Source organism: Micromonospora desertarenae (genome assembly GCF_056150265.1).
In genome coordinates this window covers 69,493-90,264 of record NZ_JAXCFQ010000015.1, presented here as the reverse complement: position 1 = coordinate 90,264, position 20,772 = coordinate 69,493, and the positions used below count along the sequence as shown (strand labels likewise).

General features: G+C 74.1%; 15 protein-coding genes. 4 read left to right on the top strand and 11 right to left on the bottom strand.

The window, feature by feature from the left end; all coding sequences use genetic code 11:
• Positions 1-140 precede the first annotated feature (140 nt).
• On the top strand, positions 141-1,097 hold the full coding sequence (locus tag SM577_RS26250; RefSeq protein ID WP_302922875.1) for a DUF389 domain-containing protein: 957 nt from the start codon (positions 141-143) through the stop codon (positions 1,095-1,097).
• Between the two features lie 145 nt (positions 1,098-1,242).
• Here SM577_RS26250 and SM577_RS26245 read toward each other — a convergent pair whose 3' ends face one another.
• Together SM577_RS26245 and SM577_RS26240 are read right to left on the bottom strand one after the other, a co-directional pair.
• Positions 1,243-1,677, bottom strand: a complete 435-nt coding sequence (locus tag SM577_RS26245; RefSeq protein ID WP_474588211.1) for a hypothetical protein — start codon at positions 1,675-1,677, stop codon at positions 1,243-1,245.
• 550 nt (positions 1,678-2,227) lie between these two features.
• Positions 2,228-4,729 carry a Tex family protein gene (locus SM577_RS26240; protein ID WP_474588210.1) on the bottom strand — a complete coding sequence of 834 codons (2,502 nt, stop codon included), beginning with the start codon at positions 4,727-4,729 and terminating at the stop codon, positions 2,228-2,230.
• A 93-nt stretch (positions 4,730-4,822) separates the two neighbouring features.
• Here SM577_RS26240 and SM577_RS26235 point away from each other — a divergent pair, with 93 nt between their 5' ends.
• Positions 4,823-6,334 carry a deoxyguanosinetriphosphate triphosphohydrolase family protein gene (locus SM577_RS26235; RefSeq protein ID WP_302922878.1) on the top strand — a complete coding sequence of 504 codons (1,512 nt, stop codon included), beginning with the start codon at positions 4,823-4,825 and terminating at the stop codon, positions 6,332-6,334.
• A gap of 99 nt (positions 6,335-6,433) precedes the next feature.
• Here SM577_RS26235 and SM577_RS26230 read toward each other — a convergent pair whose 3' ends face one another.
• From SM577_RS26230 to SM577_RS26200, 7 genes are all read right to left on the bottom strand, one after another.
• Positions 6,434-7,579: an MBL fold metallo-hydrolase gene (locus SM577_RS26230; protein WP_302922879.1), complete on the bottom strand. Its 1,146-nt coding sequence runs from the start codon at positions 7,577-7,579 to the stop codon at positions 6,434-6,436.
• Between the two features lie 94 nt (positions 7,580-7,673).
• Entirely contained in the window at positions 7,674-8,690 is a 1,017-nt protein-coding gene (locus tag SM577_RS26225) for a serine hydrolase (protein WP_474588209.1), read from the bottom strand.
• A gap of 87 nt (positions 8,691-8,777) precedes the next feature.
• Positions 8,778-9,722: an SDR family NAD(P)-dependent oxidoreductase gene (locus SM577_RS26220; RefSeq protein ID WP_302922881.1), complete on the bottom strand. Its 945-nt coding sequence runs from the start codon at positions 9,720-9,722 to the stop codon at positions 8,778-8,780.
• Positions 9,719-10,903 carry a zinc-dependent alcohol dehydrogenase gene (locus SM577_RS26215; protein WP_302922882.1) on the bottom strand — a complete coding sequence of 395 codons (1,185 nt, stop codon included), beginning with the start codon at positions 10,901-10,903 and terminating at the stop codon, positions 9,719-9,721. The genes SM577_RS26220 and SM577_RS26215 overlap by 4 nt, the downstream gene beginning before the upstream one ends.
• A 230-nt stretch (positions 10,904-11,133) precedes the next feature.
• The gene (locus tag SM577_RS26210) at positions 11,134-11,895 is read right to left on the bottom strand and encodes a succinate dehydrogenase/fumarate reductase iron-sulfur subunit (protein WP_302922883.1); all 762 of its coding nucleotides are present in this window, start codon (positions 11,893-11,895) and stop codon (positions 11,134-11,136) included.
• Positions 11,892-13,829 carry a fumarate reductase/succinate dehydrogenase flavoprotein subunit gene (locus SM577_RS26205; RefSeq protein ID WP_302922884.1) on the bottom strand — a complete coding sequence of 646 codons (1,938 nt, stop codon included), beginning with the start codon at positions 13,827-13,829 and terminating at the stop codon, positions 11,892-11,894. The genes SM577_RS26210 and SM577_RS26205 overlap by 4 nt, the downstream gene beginning before the upstream one ends.
• Position 13,830: 1 nt before the next feature.
• A complete protein-coding gene (locus SM577_RS26200) occupies positions 13,831-14,562 on the bottom strand; it encodes a succinate dehydrogenase cytochrome b subunit (protein ID WP_474588208.1) in 732 nt (243 codons plus the stop codon).
• A 35-nt stretch (positions 14,563-14,597) separates the two neighbouring features.
• On the opposite strand from SM577_RS26200, the gene SM577_RS26195 reads away from it, so the two are divergent.
• Positions 14,598-15,530: a LysR family transcriptional regulator gene (locus tag SM577_RS26195; RefSeq protein ID WP_302922886.1), complete on the top strand. Its 933-nt coding sequence runs from the start codon at positions 14,598-14,600 to the stop codon at positions 15,528-15,530.
• Between the two features lie 13 nt (positions 15,531-15,543).
• Here SM577_RS26195 and hrpA read toward each other — a convergent pair whose 3' ends face one another.
• Positions 15,544-19,602 (bottom strand): ATP-dependent RNA helicase HrpA, encoded by a 4,059-nt coding sequence (gene hrpA, locus SM577_RS26190; RefSeq protein ID WP_474588207.1) that lies wholly within the window; start codon positions 19,600-19,602, stop codon positions 15,544-15,546.
• A 267-nt stretch (positions 19,603-19,869) separates the two neighbouring features.
• Here hrpA and SM577_RS26185 point away from each other — a divergent pair, with 267 nt between their 5' ends.
• The gene (locus SM577_RS26185) at positions 19,870-20,310 is read left to right on the top strand and encodes a cytidine deaminase family protein (RefSeq protein ID WP_302922888.1); all 441 of its coding nucleotides are present in this window, start codon (positions 19,870-19,872) and stop codon (positions 20,308-20,310) included.
• Between the two features lie 22 nt (positions 20,311-20,332).
• Here the strand turns inward: SM577_RS26185 and SM577_RS26180 are convergent, their stop codons facing one another.
• On the bottom strand, positions 20,333-20,692 hold the full coding sequence (locus tag SM577_RS26180; protein WP_302922889.1) for a YciI family protein: 360 nt from the start codon (positions 20,690-20,692) through the stop codon (positions 20,333-20,335).
• Positions 20,693-20,772: the final 80 nt, after the last annotated feature.

Genomic DNA, 20,772 nt, shown 5'->3' with positions numbered 1-20,772 from the left:
GACAGTCGGGCGGTAACCAGTCGGATCAACCACAGAACTCCCGCCGAGGAAACGGCCCTGACCAGGTGGATCCCGCGGGACGGCCGGGCTGGCGGCCGGGCAGTAGAGTGCTCGGCGGCCGATCGGGCGAGGGGAGTGCCGTGCTGCACCTGCGGGTCATCGTGCCGTCGGACCAGTCCTCGGCCGTGGCGGATCTGCTGACCGCCGATCCGGGGGTGACCCACCTGGTGGTGCTCACCGACGCCGCGCGCCAGCCCCGGGGTGACCTGATCCTCTGCGACGTGGTGCGGGAGAGCGCCGACAGCGTGCTGCACGGGCTACGGCAGCTCGGCGTGGAGGCGCGCGGCGGCATCGCCGCCGACGACGTGGAGCTGACCATCTCGACGGCCGCGGACCGGGCCGCCCGCACCGCCCCCGGCAGCGGGGCGGACGCGGTGGTCTGGGACGAGATCGCCGCGAAGACCGGCGAGCAGACCGAACTCTCCGCGACCTACCTGGTGCTGCTCATCGTGGCCACGATGATCGCCGGCATCGGCGTGCTGCTGGACCAGCCGATCCTCGTCGTCGGCGCGATGGTGGTGGGCCCGGAGTTCGGCCCGCTGGCCGCGCTCTGCGTGGCGCTGCTGCGGCGCCGCGGCCGGGTCATCCTCCGGTCGGTGCAGGCGCTGGTGGTCGGGTTCCTGGCCGCCATGGTTGCCACGGTGCTGAGCACCTGGGCGCTGGACGCGGCCGGCCTGGTCAGCCGCGACATGCTGCTGGCCGAACGGCCGCTGACCGACTTCATCTGGCGGCCCGACGCGCTCTCCTGGGTGGTCGGTCTGCTCGCCGGGGTGGCCGGCATGCTCTCGCTCACCTCGAAGAAGTCCGGCAGCCTGGTCGGCGTGCTGATCTCGGTCACCACTGTCCCGGCCGCCGCGAACGTCGCGGTGGCCGCCGCGTACCGGGTCTGGCACGAGGCGGCCGGCTCGGCGCTCCAGCTGCTGATCAACCTGTGCGCGATCGTGCTCGCCGGCCTGCTCACCCTCGCCGTGCAGCAGCTCGGCTGGTGGCGGCTGGCCCGGCGCGAGGCCGGGCGGCCCACACGGCGGGGGCGCTGAGCCCGGTCACGGCCAGGTGTCGCCGGCGGGCGAGCCCGGGCGGCTCGCGTGGCTCGGGCGCTGAGCCCGGTCACGGCCAGGTGTCGCCGGCGTCGAGCCGGCGGGCGAGCGCGGGCCGCTCGCGCGGCGCGGGCGCTGGATCAGGTCACGGCCAGGTGTCGCCGGCGTCGAGCCGGCGGGCGAGCAGCGTCCGGAGCGGGACCGACTCGCCGTCCCGGCCGCCCTCCCCGACGATCAGCGGCGGCGGGCTGGGCTGCGGCTCGGCGCCGAACAGCCGCGCCCGCAGACCACCCGGCACGGTCAGCAGGTGGAACCGCCCGTCGATGTCCACCGCCCGGCTGCGGGCCCGGTCGACGTACCAGCCGGTGAGCCGGGTCCGGTACCGGCCGCGCCCGGCGTAGTCGCTGGCGACCAGCCGGGTGGTGGCCAACCCGCGCCGGGTCGCCTCGGCCACGAACCCGGCCACCAGCTCGGCGGCCTCGGCCCGCTCCGCCGCCCGGCGCCGCTCGTCGGCCGCCGCGTGCGCCCGCACCGCCCGCCGCTGCCGCTCCCGCCAGTCCAGGCCGTCACCCTCACCCACGACGCGACCGTACGCCCACCCGCCGTCCGCCCTGCGGCCAGGTGCGGCGGGTCGTGGTGGCGGTCGTCCGGTGCTCCTGGTCGGGTGGACGCCTCGTCCGTCCTTCGGTCGTGGCGCACGGGCGGTCGGTGCCGTCCTTCGGCCGCGGTGAGCGGCCGCCCCGAACCGCCCCCACGGGTCGACGGTTCACCGGCTGGTCTGCCCCCGTCTGTGCGGGCAGCTCCAAAGGGCGCGACCACCCCGGCGCACCGCCGGCGGCCAGACCGGACGGGGGCGACACCGCCAACGACCGCCGCCGCAGGCCCCCCGCCAGCGGATCAGGTCCTGTCGGGTTCGACCTGACCGATCCTGACGCCCCCCGGTGATCCGTCTGCGACATCTGCTCCACAGCGTCCGCCCGACCAGAGCGGGCCGCCCGACGCCGTGCGCGCTGCGCTGCGCCGGCCCGGCCCGGTCTGGCTCGGCTTGCCCGGCTTGCCCGGCTGGCCCGGTCTGGCCCGGCCGGGCCGGCGCAGCATCGCCTCCCGTCGCGCCGCGCCGGCGCGACCCGTCAGGCCAGGCCGGCCCGGCGCAGCGCGTCGGCCATCGCGCCGTTCGCCGGCGCCGGGGCGGCACCACCGCGGCCCTGCCGCTGTGCCCCACCGCGACCGCCCTGGCCGCCACCGCGACCGCCCTGGCCGCCGCCGCGCCCACCCTGGCCGTCCCGCCCGTCCCGCCCGCCACGGGCGCCCTGGCCGCTGCCGCGCCCGCTCTGGCCGCCGCGCTCGGCGCGCGGGCCGCCCTGCTCGCCACGGGGACCGCCGCGCTCCCGGCGGGCGCCGGGCTCCGCGTCGTCCTCCAGCCGCAGGGTCAGCGAGATCCGCTTGCGGGGCACGTCGACGTCGAGCACCTTGACCCGGACCACGTCACCGGACTTGACCACCTCGCGGGGGTCCTTCACGAACGTCCGGGACATCGCCGAGACGTGCACCAGGCCGTCCTGGTGCACCCCGACGTCCACGAACGCGCCGAACGCGGCCACGTTGGTGACCACGCCCTCCAGCACCATGCCCGGCGTCAGGTCGCTGATCTTCTCCACCCCCTCGACGAAGGTGGCGGTGCGGAACTCCGGGCGCGGGTCGCGGCCCGGCTTCTCCAGTTCGGCGAGGATGTCGGTGACCGTGGGCAGGCCGAACGTCTCGTCGACGAAGTCGGTGGCCCGCAGCCCGCGCAGGATGGCGCTCTTGCCGATCAGCGACCGCAGGTCCTGCCCGGTGTGCGCGAGGATCCGCCGCACCACCGGGTACGCCTCCGGGTGCACGCTGGAGGAGTCCAGCGGATCGTCGCCGTCGGGGATGCGCAGGAAGCCCGCGCACTGCTCGAACGCCTTGGGGCCGAGCCGCGGCACCTTCTTCAGCTCGGCCCGGGAACGGAACGGACCGTTGGCGTCCCGGTGCAGCACGATGTTCTCCGCCAGCCCGGCGCCGATGCCGGAGACCCGGGTCAGCAGCGGCGCGGACGCGGTGTTGACGTCCACCCCGACCGCGTTCACGCAGTCCTCCACCACCGCGTCCAGCGACCGGGAGAGCTTCACCTCCGACAGGTCGTGCTGGTACTGGCCGACCCCGATCGACCGCGGGTCGATCTTGACCAGCTCGGCGAGCGGGTCCTGCAGGCGCCGGGCGATGGAGACCGCCCCGCGCAGCGAGACGTCCAGCCCGGGCAGCTCCTGGGCGGCGTACGCGGACGCCGAGTAGACCGACGCGCCGGCCTCGGAGACCACCACCTTGGTGAGGTTGAGCTGCGGGTGGCGCTTGATCAGCTCACCGGCGAGCTTGTCGGTCTCCCGCGAGGCGGTGCCGTTGCCGATCGCCACCAGCTCCACCCGATGCGCCGCGGCGAGCCGGGCCAGCGTCTCGATCGAGGCGTCCCACTGCCGGCGCGGCTCGTGCGGGTAGATCGTGTCGGTGGCGACCACCTTCCCGGTGGCGTCCACGACGGCGACCTTCACCCCGGTGCGCAGGCCCGGGTCGAGGCCCATGGTCGCCCGGGTGCCCGCCGGGGCGGCGAGCAGCAGGTCGCGCAGGTTGGTGGCGAAGACCCGCACCGCCTCCTCCTCGGCCGCCTGCCACAGCCGCATCCGCAGGTCCGCGCCGAGGTGGATGAGGATCCGGGTACGCCAGGCCCAGCGCACCGTGTCGGCCAGCCACCGGTCGGCCGGGCGCCCGTGGTCGGTGATCCCGAACCGGCCGGCGATGGCCGCCTCGTAGCGGGTCGGGCCGGTGGCCACGGCGTCGGAGTCACCCTCCGGCTCCGGGTCCATCGTCAGGTCGAGCACGCCCTCCTTCTCGCCCCGGAACATCGCCAGGATCCGGTGCGACGGCAGCTTCGGGTACGGCTCGGCGAAGTCGAAGTAGTCGGCGAACTTCGCGCCGGCCTGCTCCTGCCCCTCGCGTACCCGGGAGACCAGCCGGCCCCGCGACCACATCTGCTCGCGCAGCGACCCGATCAGGTCGGCGTCCTCGGCGAACCGCTCGATCAGGATGGCCCGGGCGCCGTCCAGCGCGGCGGCCGCGTCGGCCACCCCCTTGTCGGCGTCGACGAAACCGGCGGCCACCTCCCGGGGCTCTCGGGAGGGATCGGCCAGCAGCGCGTCGGCGAGCGGCTCCAGCCCCGCCTCGCGGGCGATCTGCGCCCGGGTCCGCCGCTTCGGCTTGTACGGCAGGTAGATGTCCTCCAGCCGGGACTTGGAGTCGGCGGCCATGATCTGCGCTTCCAGCGCCTCGTCCAGCTTGCCCTGGCCGCGGATCGACTCCAGCACGGCGGCCCGCCGCTCGTCCAGCTCGCGCAGGTAGCGCAGCCGCTCCTCCAGGGTGCGCAGCTGGGTGTCGTCGAGCAGGCCGGTGGCCTCCTTGCGGTACCGGGCGATGAACGGCACGGTGGCGCCGCCGTCGAGCAGCTCCACGGCCGCCCGCACCTGACGCTCGGCGACGCCGAGCTCCTCGGCGATCCGCTGATGAACAGAGAGGGTCACGATCTCGATCCGCCTTCGGGTCTGGGTTCCGCCCTGCATTGTGCCGGCCGGCCCCGACGACCGTCGTCGCGCCCGGCCGGGACGCCGGCGACCCGTCGTCGGCGCCGGCCACCCTGCGCTAGCGTGGCGATCATGGAGCAACCTGCGGAGCCGCGCGCCCGGCGGCTCTTCGGCGGCAGCGCCCGGGCCCTCGGCGACCTGGCGACCAGCCCGTTCCGGTCGGACCGGGACCGGATCGTCGGCTCGCCGTTCTTCGCCCGCCTCGGCGGGGTCACCCAGGTGATCAGCCCGGTCGGCTCCGGTCTGCTGGTGCACAACCGGCTCACCCACAGCCTCAAGGTCGCCCAGGTGGCCCGGGCGATCGCCGAACGGCTCACCGCCGACGGCGAGCACCGCGACCTGCTGGCGAAGCTCGGCGGCTGCGATCCGGACGTGGTGGAGGCGGCAGCGCTCGCGCACGACCTCGGCCACCCGCCGTTCGGGCACCTGGGGGAGCGGGTGCTGGACCGGCTGGCCCGGCACCGGCTGGGGCTCGCCGACGGCTTCGAGGGCAACGCGCAGTCGTACCGGATCGTCACCAGCACCGAGATCCGCGGCGCGGCGACCACCGGCCTGGACCTGACCGCGGCGGTCCGGGCGGCGCTGCTGAAGTACCCGTGGACCCGGCTCGACCACCCCGACCCGCACCCCCGGCTGATGGAGCCGCCGCCGCGCGGCGCCACCCCACCGCCGGACGACCCGGCCAGCGGTTCGGCGAAGTTCGGCGCGTACCGGACCGAGGTGGACGACCTGCGCCAGGCCCGGGAGCCGTTCGTCGGCCGGATCGCCGACTGGCAGCAGACCGTCGAGGCCTCCGTGATGGACACCGCCGACGACATCGCGTACGCCATCCACGACGTGGAGGACTTCTACCGGGTCGGCGTGCTCCAGCAGGGCGCGGTGGCCGCAGAGCTGATGGCCTGGCAGCGCGAGAGCGGGCACTTCCGGGCCATCACCGACGCGGCGCTGGCCAGCGCGTCGCGCCGACCCGGCGCGGCGATCGAGCGGCTGCGCCGGCAGCTGCACCGCAAGGACTCCTGGGTCGCCGACGACGACGCGTTCGCCGCCGCGGTCGAGCACGTCCGCGAGGAACTGGTCGAGGGGCTGCTCGCGGTGCCGTTCGACGGCTCGATCGAGGCCGAGCAGTACGTGGCCCGCTTCTCCGCCCGGTGGACCACCCGGCTCGTCGACGCGATCACCGTGGTGGAGCACCCCTCGGTGCGCTCCGGGCACGTGCTGCTGGCCCCGGCGCAGTGGCACGAGGTGCAGGTGCTCAAGTTCGTCCACCACCGGTTCGTGCTGGCCCGCCCCGACCTGGCGCTGCACCAGCGCGGCCAGGCCCGGCTGCTGGGCACGCTGGTGGAGGCGCTGCTGGAGTGGCTGCTCGACCCCGAGGAGGAGTCCCGCCTGCCGCGCCGGCTGCACGACCTGGTGGAGCTGGCCGAGGCGGAGCTTCACCCGCGTACCCCGGACCGGATCGGCAAGGCCCGGGGCCGGGCCATCGTCGACTTCGTCGCGCAGCTCACCGACAACCAGGCGGTCGCCATGCTGGACGCGCTCTCCGGCCGCTCCGGTGCCCTCTGGACCGACGCCTTCGTGCTCTGACCCCCGGCCGGGCGTCCGGCCCTCCGGCGGCGCCCCGAGCCCGGAACGCGGCCGAGCCCCGCACCCGGAAACCGGCGGCACCCCGCCCGTGGCGCCCGTTCAGGCGACCGACTGCCACCAGCCGTCGACCGCGGGCGGGTCGTCCACCACCACCCGCTCGCCGGGCCGCGGCACGGCCAGCCGCACGTCGCGCGCCTTCGCCTCGGCCCAGAGCCGGTCCACCGGCTCGGACCAGTCGTGCAGGGCCAGGTTGAAGGTGGCCCAGTGCACCGGGATCAGCAGCCCGCCGCGCAGGTCCAGGTGGGCGTCGACCGCCTCCTCCGGGAACATGTGGATGCTCGGCCAGGCCCGGTCGTACGCGCCGATCTGCATCAGGGTCACGTCGAACGGCCCGTGCTCCGCGCCGATCTCGGCGTACCCGTCGAAGTAGCCGGAGTCGCCGGTGTAGAAGACCTTGCGCCGGGCCCCGGCGATCACCCAGGAGCTCCAGAGCGTGCCGTCGCGGCGCAGCCCCCGCCCGGAGAAGTGCTGGGCCGCGGTGGCGGTGAACTCCAGCCCGGCCACCCGGTGGCACTCCGACCAGTCCAGCTCGACGATCCGCTCCGCCGGTACGCCCCAGCGGTCCAGGTGCGCGCCGACCCCGAGCGGCACCAGGAACGGCGCGGACTGGCTCGCCAGCAGCGCCCGCACGGTGGCCATGTCGAGGTGGTCGTAGTGGTCGTGCGAGATCAGGATCGCGTCGACCGGCGGCAGTTCGTCGAGGCGTACCGGGGGCTCGTGCAGCCGGCGCGGGCCGACCACGGCCGACGGCGAGCAGCGCTCGCTCCACACCGGGTCGAGCAGCACCCGCCGGCCCTCGATCTCGATCAGCGCGGAGGCGTGGCCGTACCAGACGACGTTGAGCTGCCGGTCGGTGTCGGTGGCCGGCGGCTCGGCCGGGCGCAGCAGCGGCACCGCCGAGCGGGGCCGGCGCCGCTGCTTGCCGAAGACCAGTTCCCAGAGCAGGTTGCGGCCGGGGTCGGCGACCATCGTCCGGGTGCTCTCCCGGTTGTGGAAGGTGCCGTCGCGGAACTGCGGCGAGCGGGCGGCCCGCTCGGCGCGGGCGCCGGTGAGCCGGCCGCCCAGGGCCGCCGGCACGTCCCGGGCGGCCCAGGCCAGCCCGGCCAGGGCGGCCAGCCCGGCGCTGCCGCGCAGCCGGCGCCCCCACGCCCGGTCGAGTTCCGATCGCCCCGCTGGTCGCCGCATCGCCGTCCCCTCCGCCGTCTCCCGCCCTACACGGTAGCCACCGCGGTACCGCCGTGGCCCGGCGAACCGGCGGCCACGGCGGTACGCGGGCGGTTCAGCCGCCGTTGCTCGGCCGCTGGGCGGCGACCCGGTGGGTCACCCCGGCGCCGGTGAGGTTGGCCGTCACGTCCAGCATCCGCCGGCCCAGCCGGGCCCGGGCCGCCACGGCGGGGTGGGTGGCGCCGTAGTTGTCCGGGTCGGCCTGCCCGTCGGCGAAGAGCACGTACGTCACCAGCGGCGCCCCGGCGGCGTCGAAGATCACACCGGCCTCGTGCCGGGCGTCGGCGAACCAGCCGGCCTTGGTGGCGATCCGGGCCCGCTCGGCCGACGAGGTGGTGCGCCGGATCCCCTCGTTGAACGCGATGGGGGAGCGCAGCAGCTTGAGCAGGAACGCGGTGGAGGCCGGCGTGAGCAGGGTGCCGGCGACCAGCGCCCGCAGCAGGTCGTGCGTCTCCCGGGGCGTGCTGGTGCCGAGGAAGAACCGGTTCGGGTTGGCCACCGGCTGCACCTGCGTCTTCGGGAAGCCCTTGGCCACCAGGATGCTGTTCAGCTCGGCGGCCGGGCAGACCAGGCCGCAGAGGCGTACCGCCGTGTCGTCCGAGACGGTCAGCAGGGCGGCCAGCGCGTGGCCGAGGGTGACCGAACTGGGGTAGGCGTTGTCCAGGCTGAAGATGCCGTCCCCGCCCGGCACCACGATCGCGGCGGTCACGTCGACCCGCTGGTCCAGCGTGAGCAGCCCCCGGTCGACCTTGTCCAGCACCGCCACCGCGACCGCGATCTTGTTCACGCTGTACGCCTCGAGCACCTGGTCGGGCGAGTCGGCCACCACCTCCAGCGGTCCCTCGGCGGTGGCCAGGCTGAGATAGGCCTGCCAGTTCCCGCCGGCCGTGGTCGTCTCCCGCAGGTAGGCCGCCTCGATCAGCGGCGCGACCAGTTCCGGTCGGGCGGCGACCCGGGTGGACCGGCCGGCGACGGCCGACGACCCCGGCTCAGCGGCGGCCGGCACGGCGCCACCCAGCACGGTGCCGGCGGTGGCCACCGTGCCGATGCCCAGTGCGGTCCTGCGGTTCACTCTGATCGCCAATCGTCTCTCCCGTCCGGCGTGGATCGTGTCCTCCGGCCACCATAGGGGAAGAGATCGAAACGGGTGATCCCGTGCTCACCACGGCCGCCGCCGCAGCGCCGAGCCGACCGCGCCGGGCAGGGCGCCGACGGCGCGGGCCACCTGTCCGAGGCCGGGCAGCCAGCCGCCGCGAACCACCTCGCTGGACGGGTCGGGGACGAACACCACCCCGTCGCCCGGCGGGATCCGCCGGTCGGTCAGCGCGAGCAGCCGCATCAGCGGTCCGACCAGGACGTCGTAGAGGCCGGGCAGCACGGTGAAGCCGACCCGCATCACCGTGTTGGCCCGACCCACGGAGACCTCCCGGCGGGGCCGGTCGGCGCAGTCCAGGATGGCCCGGGCGACCCGCTCCGGGCTGGTCACCGGCAGCGGCGGGCGGCCGAGCCGACCCAGGTGGTTCGCGGCCCGCTGGTAGACCGGGGTGTCCACACTGCCCGGACTGATCAGGCACACCTCGACCCCGGGGACGTCCCGGGCCTCCTGCTGCAGCACCCGGGCCAGCCCCTGCACCCCCCACTTGCTCGCCACGTAGCCGCTCAGGTAGGGGGCGGTGATGTGCCCGAGCACCGAGCCGACGAGGATCAGCGTGCCGCCACCGGCCGCCCGGAACCGCCCCAGCGCCACCCGGGCCACCGTCGCGGCGCCCAGCAGGTCCGTGCGTACCACCTGCTCGAAAACCCGTTCCGGGGTCTCCTCGAACCGGCCGTACGCCATCACCGCGGCGGTGTGCAGCCAGACGTCGACCCGGCCGAACCGGTCCACCGCCGCGGCCGCGAGCGCGTCCACCGCGCCGCCGGCCGTGATGTCGGTCGGCACGTCCAGCGCCTCCGCGCCGGCGGTGGCGCACTCGGCGCGTACCTCGGCGAGGGTCGTGGGGGAGCGGGCCGCGAGCACCAGCCGGTCCCCGCGCCCGGCGAACGCCCGGGCCGCCGCCCGGCCGATCCCGCTGGTGGCACCGGTGACCACCACCACCCGGCTCACGGTTCGAGCACGACCTTGACGCAGCCGTCCTCCTTCTTCTGGAACATCTCGTACGCCTGCGGCGCCCGCGCCAGCGGCACCCGGTGGGTACGCAGGTCCGCCACGCCCAGCGGGTCGCTGTCGTCGGCGAGCAGCGGCATGATCTCGTCGACCCAGCGGCGCACGTGGCACTGCCCCATCCGCAGCTGCACGCCCCGGTCGAACATCTCCATCAGCGGCAGCGGATCGACCTCGCCGCCGTACACCCCGGAGATGGAGACGGTGCCGCCGCGGCGGACCGCCTTGAGCGCGGCCTTGAGCACGACGAGCCGGTCCACGCCGAGCTTGTCGGTCATGGTCCGGGCGAGCGCGTCCGGCAGCAGCCCGGCGGCGGTCTGGGCGATCTTGCCCAGCGGCGCGCCGTGCGCCTCCATGCCGACCGCGTCGATCACCGCGTCCGGACCGCGCCCGTCGACCAGGTCGATCAGCGTGCCCGGCACGTCGTCCAGCTCGCTGACGTCGAGCACCTCGATGCCGTGCCGGCGGGCCATCGCCAGCCGCTCCGGCACCAGGTCCAGCCCGATCACCCGGCCCGCGCCGAGGTGCCGCCCGACGCGGGCGCAGAACTGCCCCACCGGGCCCAGCCCGAACACGGCCAGGGTGCCGCCCGGCGGGGTGTCGGCGTACTTCACCGCCTGCCATGCGGTGGGGAGGATGTCGGAGAGGTAGAGCCACCGCTCGTCGGGGCCGGTCGCCGGCACCTTGATCGGGCCGAACTCGGCGTGCGGCACCCGCAGGTACTCGGCCTGCCCGCCGGGCACCGACCCGTAGAGCGAGGTGTAGCCGAACAGGGCGGCGCCCTTGCCGTGCGCGGTGACCTGGGTGGTCTCGCACTGCGCGTAGAGCTGCCGGTCGCACATCCAGCAGGAGCCGCAGGCGATGTTGAACGGCACCACCACCCGGTCACCGGGCCTGAGCCGGGTCACCCCCGCGCCGACCTCCTCGACGATGCCCATCGGCTCGTGGCCGAGCACGTCGCCGGGCTTCAGGTACGGCCCGAGCACCTCGTACAGGTGCAGGTCCGAGCCGCAGATCGCGGTGGAGGTGATCCGGACGATCGCGTCGGTCGGCTCCTCGATCCGCGGGTCGGGCACCTCCTCCACCCGTACGTCCCGCTTGCCCTGCCAGGTCAGTGCCTTCATGCCCGATTCCCTTCGCCGTGGGCGTCCCCCCGGGTGCTACCCCGGCAGGCCGGCTTGAACCGGCCGCCGGCCGGGCGGTCCCCGGCCGGAGCCGCCGCTCGGGCTGGGGCTGCCGCTGTGCCGGGCCGCCGTTCGGCCGGGCCGCCGTTCCGCGGGGAGCCGGGAAAGGGGGACGGGCCGCCGCGCTCCCGATCGGGGAGTGCGACGGCCCGTCCGCGGAGCCGCCAGGCTCAGGAGCCGGGGGTGTCGCCCCGCTTGGCGGTGGCCTTCAGGTAGTCCCGGTTCAGCCGGCCGATGGTGTTCAGCGGGATGCCCTTCGGGCAGACCACCGTGCACTCGCCGGCGTTGGTGCAGCCGCCGAAGCCGGCCTCGTCGTGCGCGTCGACCATGCCGATCACCCGGGTGTACCGCTCCGGCTGGCCCTGCGGCAGCAGCGAGAGCTGGGTGACCTTCGCCGCGGTGAAGAGCATGCCCGAGCCGTTCGGGCAGGCCGCCACGCAGGCGCCGCAGCCGATGCAGGCCGCCGACTCGAAGGCCGCGTCCGCGTTGGCCTTGGCCACCGGCACCGAGTGCGCCTCCGGGGCGCTGCCGGTCGGCGCGGTGATGTAGCCGCCCGCTGCGATGATCTTGTCGAACGCGCTGCGGTTGACCACCAGGTCCTTGATCACCGGGAAGGCCCGGGCGCGCCACGGCTCGATGTCGATCGTGTCCCCGTCCTTGAACTGCCGCATGTGCAGCTGGCACGCGGTGGTGCCGCGCTGCGGCCCGTGCGCGTTGCCGTTGATCATCAGGCCGCACATGCCGCAGATGCCCTCGCGGCAGTCGTGGTCGAACGCCACCGGCTCCTCGCCGGCGAGGATCAGCCGCTCGTTGAGCACGTCGAGCATCTCCAGGAACGACATGTCCGGGGAGACGTCGTCGACCTGGTAGGTCACCATCCGACCCTTGTCCTCGGGGCCGGACTGGCGCCAGATGCGCAGGGTCAGGTTCACTTGTAGCTCCGCTGCGTGGGGTGGACGTATTCGAACTTCAGGTCTTCCTTGTGCAGCACCGAGGGCTCGCCGGTGGCGGTGAACTCCCAGGCCGCGACGTAGGCGAACCGCTCGTCGTCGCGCTGCGCCTCGCCGTCCGGGGTCTGGTGCTCGGCCCGGAAGTGGCCGCCGCAGGACTCCTCGCGGTGCAGGGCGTCGATGCACATCAGCTCGGCCAGCTCGAAGAAGTCGGCCACCCGGCCGGCCTTCTCCAGCGACTGGTTGAGCCCGTCGCCGTCGCCGAGCACCCGGACCCGCTGCCAGAACTGCTCGCGCAGGGCCCGGATCTCGTCGATCGCCTTGCGCAGGCCGGCCTCGCTGCGCTCCATGCCGCAGTGGTCCCACATGATCTGGCCCAGCTCGCGGTGGAACGAGTCGACGGTCCGGTCGCCGTTGACCGCCAGCAGCCGCTGGATCCGGTCCTCCACGTCGCGCCGCGCCTCGACCGCCGCCGGGTGGCTCGGGTCGACGGTCTCGAACGGGCCGGCGGCCAGGTAGTTGGCGATGGTGTTCGGCAGCACGAAGTAGCCGTCGGCCAGGCCCTGCATCAGCGCCGAGGCGCCGAGCCGGTTGGCGCCGTGATCGGAGAAGTTCGCCTCACCGATCACGAACAGGCCGGGGATGGTGGACTGCAGGTCGTAGTCGACCCAGAGGCCGCCCATCGTGTAGTGCACGGCGGGGTAGATCCGCATCGGCACCTCGTACGGGTCCTCGCCGGTGATCCGCTCGTACATCTCGAAGAGGTTGCCGTACTTGGCCTCGATGGCCTTGCGGCCCAGCCGCTGGATCGCGTCGGCGAAGTCGAGGTAGACGCCGAGCCCGGTCGGGCCGACGCCCCGCCCCTCGTCGCACACGTTCTTCGCGGCCCGGGAGGCGATGTCCCGGGGGACCAGGTTGCCGAAGGAGGGGTAGATCCGCTCCAGGTAGTAGTCCCGCTCGTCCTCGGGGATGTCCTTCGGGCGGCGGTTGTCGCCCTTGGCCTTCGGCACCCACACCCGGCCGTCGTTGCGCAGCGACTCGCTCATCAGGGTCAGCTTCGACTGGTGGTCGCCGGAGACCGGGATGCAGGTCGGGTGGATCTGGGTGTAGCAGGGGTTGGCGAAGTACGCGCCCTTGCGGTGCGCCCGCCAGGTGGCGGTGACGTTGCAGCCCTTGGCGTTGGTGGAGAGGTAGAAGACGTTGCCGTAGCCGCCGGAGGCGAGCACGACCGCGTCCGCGAACTCCGTGGTGATCTCGCCGGTGACCAGGTCCCGGACCACGATGCCCCGGGCCCGGCCGTCCACCACGATCAGCTCCAGCATCTCGTGCCGGGCGTTCATCTCCACGTTGCCCAGGCCGATCTGCCGCTCCAGCGCCTGGTACGCGCCGAGCAGCAGCTGCTGGCCCGTCTGGCCCCGGGCGTAGAAGGTGCGCTGCACCTGGGCGCCGCCGAACGAGCGGGTGTCCAGCAGGCCGCCGTACTCGCGGGCGAACGGCACGCCCTGGGCCACGCACTGGTCGATGATGTTCACCGAGACCTCGGCCAGCCGGTGCACGTTCGACTCGCGGGAGCGGAAGTCGCCGCCCTTGACGGTGTCGTAGAAGAGCCGGTGCACCGAGTCGCCGTCGTTGCGGTAGTTCTTGGCGGCGTTGATGCCGCCCTGGGCGGCGATCGAGTGGGCCCGGCGCGGGCTGTCCTGGTAGCAGTAGGACTTGACCCGGTAGCCCTGCTCGGCGAGCGTGGCGGCGGCCGAGCCGCCGGCCAGGCCGGTGCCGACCACGATCACCGTCATCTTCCGGCGGTTGGCCGGGTTGACCAGCTTCGCCTCGAAGCGGCGGCGTTCCCAGCGGGTCTCGATCGGGCCGTCGGGAGCCTTGGTGTCGGCGATCGGGTCGCCCTCGGTGTAGAGATCCATGTCAGGACACCAATCCGGTGAGTACGGCGAACGGGACCACCAGGAAGCCGGCGCAGAGCGCGACGGCGAAGACCAGCGCCGCGGTACGCGCCCGGCGCTCGCCCTTCGGGGTCTGCTGCCCCAGGCTGCGGAACGCGCTGAACGCACCGTGCCGCAGGTGGAAGCCGAGCGCGACGACCGCCAGGGTGTAGAAGAGCGTGACGTACCAGCGCTCCGGCGCGAAGTCGGCGACGACGTTGGCGTACGGCCTGGTCGGGTCGCCGACCGGGTTGAGGTGGCCGGTGGTCAGGTCCAGCAGGTGGTAGATCACGAAGAGCAGGATGATCACGCCGCCCCAGCGCATCGTGCGGGCCGCGTAGCTGCCCTGGACCTTCGGGCGGTGCGCGTAGCGGACCGGGCGGGCGGCGCGGGAGCGCCGGGCCAGCGCGGTGGCGGCGGCGATGTGCGCCACCACGGCGACGGTCAGCACGCCGCGCTGGATCCAGAGGAACCAGACCCCCGGCAGCAGCGGCTTGCCGATGTCGCGCAGCCAGTGCGCGTAGTGGTCGAACGAGGTCTCCCCCGTGAACACCTTCAGGTTGCCGAGCATGTGCAGGATCAGGAACAGCACCAGGATGATGCCCGTCACCGCCATGACGGCCTTGAGGCCGACGTTGGAGCGGATGGGCGACCGTGTTCTCGTGACTACCACGCGATCGACGCTAGGAGCAGTTTGATCAGTCGTCCAATGCATCGACCTCGCAGTCTTGATAGCCATAAGCTATGTAGATGCAACTCCATCAGCTCCGGTACTTCGTCGCCGTCGCAGAAGTACGACATTTCACCCAAGCGGCCGACCTGGTGGGGATAACCCAGCCTTCGTTGAGTAAGCAAATTCACGCCCTGGAGACCGACCTCGGGGCCCCGCTCTTCGAGCGGGTAAGGGGCAACATCAGCCTCACCGCGGCCGGCGAGGTGCTGCTGCCGTTGGCCAAGCGCATCCTCGCCGACGTCGACACCGCCACCCGCGAGGTGCAGGAGCTGGTCGGGCTGCGGCGCGGCCGGGTCCGGCTCGGCGCCACCCCGAGCCTGGCCACCTCGCTCGCCCCGCCGGTGCTGCGCCGGTTCCGCGACGCGCACCCCACCATCGACCTGCGGGTGGAGGAGGGCGGCTCGCAGGACCTGGTCCGCGACCTGCTCCGCGGCGACCTCGACCTGGCCCTGATCATCATGCCGGCGCAGGGGATCGACCCGGGCCTGCGCGCCGACCCGATCCTGCGGGAGAGCCTGGTGGTGGCGTCGGTGCAGGAGCTGCCGGCCGCGGTGCCGACCGGGCGGCTGCTCATCACCGACCTGCGCGACCAGCCGATGGTGATGTTCCGCGAGGGATACGACCTGCGCGACGCCACCCTCCAGGCGTGCCGGGCGGCGGGCTTCGAGCCGACCGTCGCGGTCGACGGCGGCGAGATGGACGCGGTGCTCAGCTTCGTCGAGGCGGGGCTGGGCATCGCGCTGGTGCCGGGCATCGTGGTCGCCCGCCGCCCGGGCATGCGGTTCACCCGGCTGGCGCCGCCGGGGGTGACCCGGACCATCGCGGTGGCCCGCCGCCGGGACGTGGTGCCCACCCACGCCGGGCGGGAGCTGCGCCGGATCCTGCTCGACTACGTCCGCGACGCGACCGCCGAGGGCCAGCTCCCGGCGGGCGTCGAGCCCCTGCCGTAGCCGGCCGTCGGGGTCAGCGGCCCTCGGCCTCGTCCATCGCCCGGTAGATGCGCTGCTCGGAGACCGGGTACGGGGTGCCCAGCGCCTGGGCGAAGACGTTCACCCGCAGCTCCTCGATCATCCAGCGGATCTGCCGGACCGCCGCCGAGTTCCGCTTCGTCGGCGGCAGGGCGGCGAGCATGTCCTGGTACTCCTTCCACACCACCGCGACCCGGTCCTGCTGCTGCTTGTCGCGCTGCGGGTTGCCCGGCAGCCGGTCCAGCCGCCGCTCGATCGCGGTCAGGTAGCGCAGCAGGTCGGGCAGCCGGGCGTACCCGGTCTCGGTGATGAAGCCGGCGTGCACCAGGCCGGTGAGCTGGGCCCGGATGTCGGCCAGCGCGGCCACCACCGCCAGGTTCTGGGTCCGGCCGAGCCGCTGCTCCACCGCGTACGCGGCGGCGAGCACCCGGCGCACCCGGTCCATCACGTCGACCACGGTGTCCACCAGGTCGGCGCGCACCTTCTCGCGCAGCGCGGCGAAGCCGTCGGCGTCCCAGGCCGGCCCGCCGGCGTCGGCGACCAGCTTGTCGATCGCCGCACCCGCGGCATCCTCGATGAGCGCCTGCACCCCGCCGTGCGGGTTGCGGCTGAGCGCCAGCTTCGCCTCGTTCGACAGCCGCCCCTGGAGGAACTTCGCCGGCGACGGCACGGTCAGCCGCAGCAGCCGCCGGGTGCCGGCCCAGTGCGCGGTCTCCTGCTCGGCCGGCGAGTCGAACACCTTCACCCCGACCGTGACGCCCTCGTCCACCAGCGCCGGGTACGCGGTCACCGCGTAGCCGGCGCGGACCTGCTCGATGGTGCGCGGCAGGGTGCCGATACCCCACTCGCGCAGCCCGGTGCGCGCCACGTCCGGCGCGGCGGCCGCCACCACCTGGCGTACCTCCGCCTTGAGCTGGCGTTGCAGGGCCGGCAGGTCCTTGCCCTCGGCGACCGGCTTGTTCTCCTCGTCCAGCACCCGGAACCGGACCCGCAGGTGCGGCGGCAGCTTCTCCAGGTCCCACGCGTCCCGGGGCACGGTCACCCCGGTCATCCGGCGCAGCTGCCGGGTCAGCGCGTCGAGCAGCGGCTCCTCGCCGGCCGGCATCGCCGCCAGCGCCGCCCGGGCGTAGTCGGGCACCGGCACGAAGTTGCGGCGCACCGCCTTCGGCAGCGAGCGGATCAGCGCGACCACCAGTTCCTCGCGCAGCCCCGGCACCTGCCAGTCGAAGCTCTCCGCCGGCACCTGGTTGAGCAGCGGCAGCGGGATGTCCACGGTCACCCCGTCGGTCGGGGTGCCCGGCTCGAACCGGTAGGTCAGCGGCAGGCTCACCCCGTCGGCGGACCACTCGTCGGGGTAGTCGGCCTCGTCCACCCCGCCCCGGCCGGCGTTGACCAGCAGCTCGCGGGTGAAGGTGAGCAGCTCCGGCCGCTCCCGCCGGGTCTTCTTCCACCACGCGTCGAAGTGCCGGCCGGAGACCACGTCGGCCGGGATCCGCTCGTCGTAGAACTGGAAGATCGTCTCGTCGTCGACCAGGATGTCCCGCCGTCGGGCCCGGTGTTCCAGCTCCTCGATCTCGGCCAGCAGCCGCTGGTTGTCCCGCCAGAACTGGTGGTGGGTGGACCAGTCGCCCTCGACCAGCGCGTGCCGGATGAACAGCTCGCGGCTCAGCGCCGGGTCGATCCGGCCGAAGTTGGCCTTGCGAGAGGTGACCAGCGGGACGCCGTACAGGGTGACCTTCTCGTAGGCCAGCACCGCCGCCTGCTTCTTCTCCCAGTGCGGCTCGCTGTAGCTGCGCTTCACCAGGTGCTGGGCGAGCGGCTCGACCCACTCCGGCTCGATCCGGCCGGCCACCCGGCCCCAGAGCCGGGAGGTCTCCACCAGCTCGGCGGCCATCACCCAGCGCGGCGGCTTGCGGAACAGCGCCGAGCCGGGGAAGAGCGCGAACTTCGCCCCCCGCGCGCCCAGGTACTCGTTCTTCTGCGCGTCCTTCAGCCCGACGTGCGAGAGCAGGCCGGCCAGCAGCGACTGGTGCACCTTCGGGGTGTCGATCTCCTCCGGCAGGTCCGCGCCGGCGGTGGCACGCCGGCCGCCGTCCGCCGCGGCCTCGCCGGCGCCGCGCCGGCCGCGTCCCCGCCCGTCCCCCTCGGGCGTACGCAGCACCTGGCGCAGCTGGCTGACGATGTCCTGCCACTCGCGCACCCGCAGGTAGTTGAGGAACTCGGCCTTGCACATCCGGCGGAACGCGCTGGAGGAGAGCGCGCGCTGCTGCTCGCGCAGGTACCGCCAGAGGTTGAGCAGCGTGACGAAGTCCGACTCCCGGTCGGTGAACCGGGCGTGCGCCTGGTCGGCCTGGGCCTGCTTGTCGGCCGGCCGCTCCCGGGGGTCCTGGATCGACAGCGCGGCGGCGATCACGATCACCTCGGTGGCGCAGCCGTTGCGCTCGCCCTCGACCACCATCCGGGCCAGCCGCGGGTCGACCGGGAGCTGGGCCAGCCGCCGGCCCAGCGGGGTGAGCCGCTTCGCCGGGTCGGTCTCGGTGACGTCCAGCCCGCCCAGCTCGTGCAGCAGGTTGACGCCGTCGGTGATGTTGCGCCGGTCCGGCGGGTCGATGAAGGGGAAGGCGGCGATGTCGCCGAGGCCGATCGCGGTCATCTGGAGGATGACCGAGGCCAGGTTGGTCCGCAGGATCTCCGGGTCGGTGAACTCCGGGCGGGAGAGGAAGTCCTGCTCGTCGTAGAGCCGGATGCAGATGCCGTCCGAGGTACGCCCGCAGCGCCCCTTGCGCTGGTTGGCCGACGCCTGGGAGATCGGCTCGATCGGCAGCCGCTGCACCTTGAGCCGGTTGCTGTAGCGGGAGATCCGGGCGGTGCCCGGGTCCACCACGTACTTGATGCCGGGGACGGTGAGCGAGGTCTCCGCCACGTTGGTGGCCAGCACCACCCGGCGCCCGGAGTGCGGGGCGAAGACCCGGTGCTGCTCGGCGGTGGAGAGCCGGGCGTACAGCGGCAGGATCTCGGTGCCGAGCAGCGCGCGCTTGGACTGCACCAGCTTGCCCAGCGCCTCGGCGGTGTCCCGGATCTCCCGCTCCCCGCTGAGGAAGACCAGGATGTCCCCGGGCCCCTCGGCGGCCAGCTCCTCCACCGCGTCGCCGATCGCCTGGATCTGGTCCCGGACGTTCTCCTCGTCCTCGGCGTCCTCCTCCTCGGCCTCGGTGACCTCGACCAGCGGGCGGTAGCGCACCTCGACCGGGTAGGTCCGGCCGGAGACCTCGACGACCGGCGCCGGGGTGCCCTCGGGATGCTCGTCGGTGGCGGGGCCGGCGAAGTGCCGGGCGAAGCGCTCGGTCTCGATGGTCGCCGAGGTGATGATGACCTTGAGGTCGGGGCGGCGGGGCAGCAGTTGCCGGAGGTAGCCGAGGATGAAGTCGATGTTGAGGCTGCGCTCGTGCGCCTCGTCGATGATCAGCGTGTCGTACTGGCGCAGCATCCGGTCGGTCTGCAACTCGGCCAGCAGGATGCCGTCGGTCATCAGCTTCACCAGGCTGCGGTCGCTCACCTGGTCGGTGAAGCGCACCTTGTAGCCGACCACGTCGCCCAGCTCGGTGCCGAGCTCCTCGGCGATCCGGTCGGCCACCGTACGGGCGGCCAGCCGGCGGGGCTGGGTGTGCCCGATCAGCCCGTGCACGCCGCGCCCCAGCTCCAGGCAGATCTTCGGCAGCTGGGTGGTCTTGCCGGAGCCGGTCTCGCCGGCCACGATCACCACCTGGTGGTCGCGGATCGCGGCGGCGATCTCGGCGGAGCGCTCGCTGACCGGCAACCCGGCCGGGTAGGTGATCACCGGCACCGCGGCCCGGCGCGACTCCAGCCGCAGCTCCGCCGCCGTGACCTCGGCGGCGATCTCGGCGAGCGCCGACTCCCGGCGCTGCGGGTCCCGCAGCTTCCGCACCCCGTCCAGCCGCCGCTGGAGGCGGCGCTGGTCACGGAACATCAGCGGGTTCAGGCGGCGGTGCAGGTCGCGGACGTCGGTCCCGGCGGGTGCGGCTGGATTCTGCATGTCGTGGCCAAGGATAGGCAGCCGGGCGCGGGACCGCCCCCGGGTTATCCGGCCCCGCACCGGCCGCCGCGCGGGGTGCCGGTCGGGCGCCGCGGCGCCCCCGGGGGCGCCCCGGTCGCCGGGTCGGCGGCGGGGACGTCGACGGGTGGCGCCGGTCGGGCGGTCGGCGGCGGGGACGTCGGCGGGTGACGTCAGGGGTCGCCGGCCCGTGGCGCGGCTCGCCGCCCGGTCTAGAGTTGACCGCCGATCGAGGCGTGGGGGAGCGGGATGACGATGCGCGAGACCGACCGGGCGCTGGTGCAGGCCGCCACGGCGGTGGCCAAGTTGCGCTGCCGCAGCGAGAACCACACCGTGGCCGCCGCCGTCCGCAGCGCCGACGGCCGGGTCTTCAGCGGCGTGAACGTCTACCACTTCACCGGCGGGCCGTGCGCCGAGGTGGTGGCGATCGGCGCCGCCGCCACCCAGGGCGTGACCGAACTGGAGACCATCGTCGCGGTGGGCGACCGGGGGCGCGGGGTGATCCCGCCGTGCGGGCGCTGCCGGCAGGTGCTGCGGGACTACTTCCCGGACCTGCGGGTGATCGTCGGGCCGCCGGACGCGCCGCGCGTGGTGCCGATCGGTGACCTGCTGCCCGACACCTACGTCTGGGCCGACCACCAGCTCGACGCGGCGGCCGGCCCGGTGCCCGCGCCGCGCTCCGGCGACTGACCGCCCCCGGCGGGCGCGCCGGTCAGTCGCCGGCCGCGGCCTCCAGCATCGAGCGCGGCATCGGCACGCTCTCGAACCGCAGGTTGCCCTCCGGCACCATCCAGCTCATCACCCGCACGGCCAGCCGCCCGGCCCGCACCGCCGGGTCGTTCTGGTACAGCTCGCGGGCCTCGTCCGGGCTGACCGACAGGACGACGAAACCGCGCAGCCGCTCGTCGTCGGCGTCCACGAACGGGCCGGCGGCGAGGACGAGGCCCTGCTCCACCAGCCCCGCCTGGTGGGCCAGGTGCGCGTCCTGCAACCGGTCGAGCGCGTCGAGTGGCAGGTCCGGGGCGTCCGGCGGGCGGACCAGGAGCACGACCGTGTGCTGGTCGAATCGCATGCCCACACCCTAGGGCGGTGCGGGCCCGCCGCGCCCCGAACCGGCGCGGTCCGCCCAGCTCGGAGGGGCCGCGGATCGAC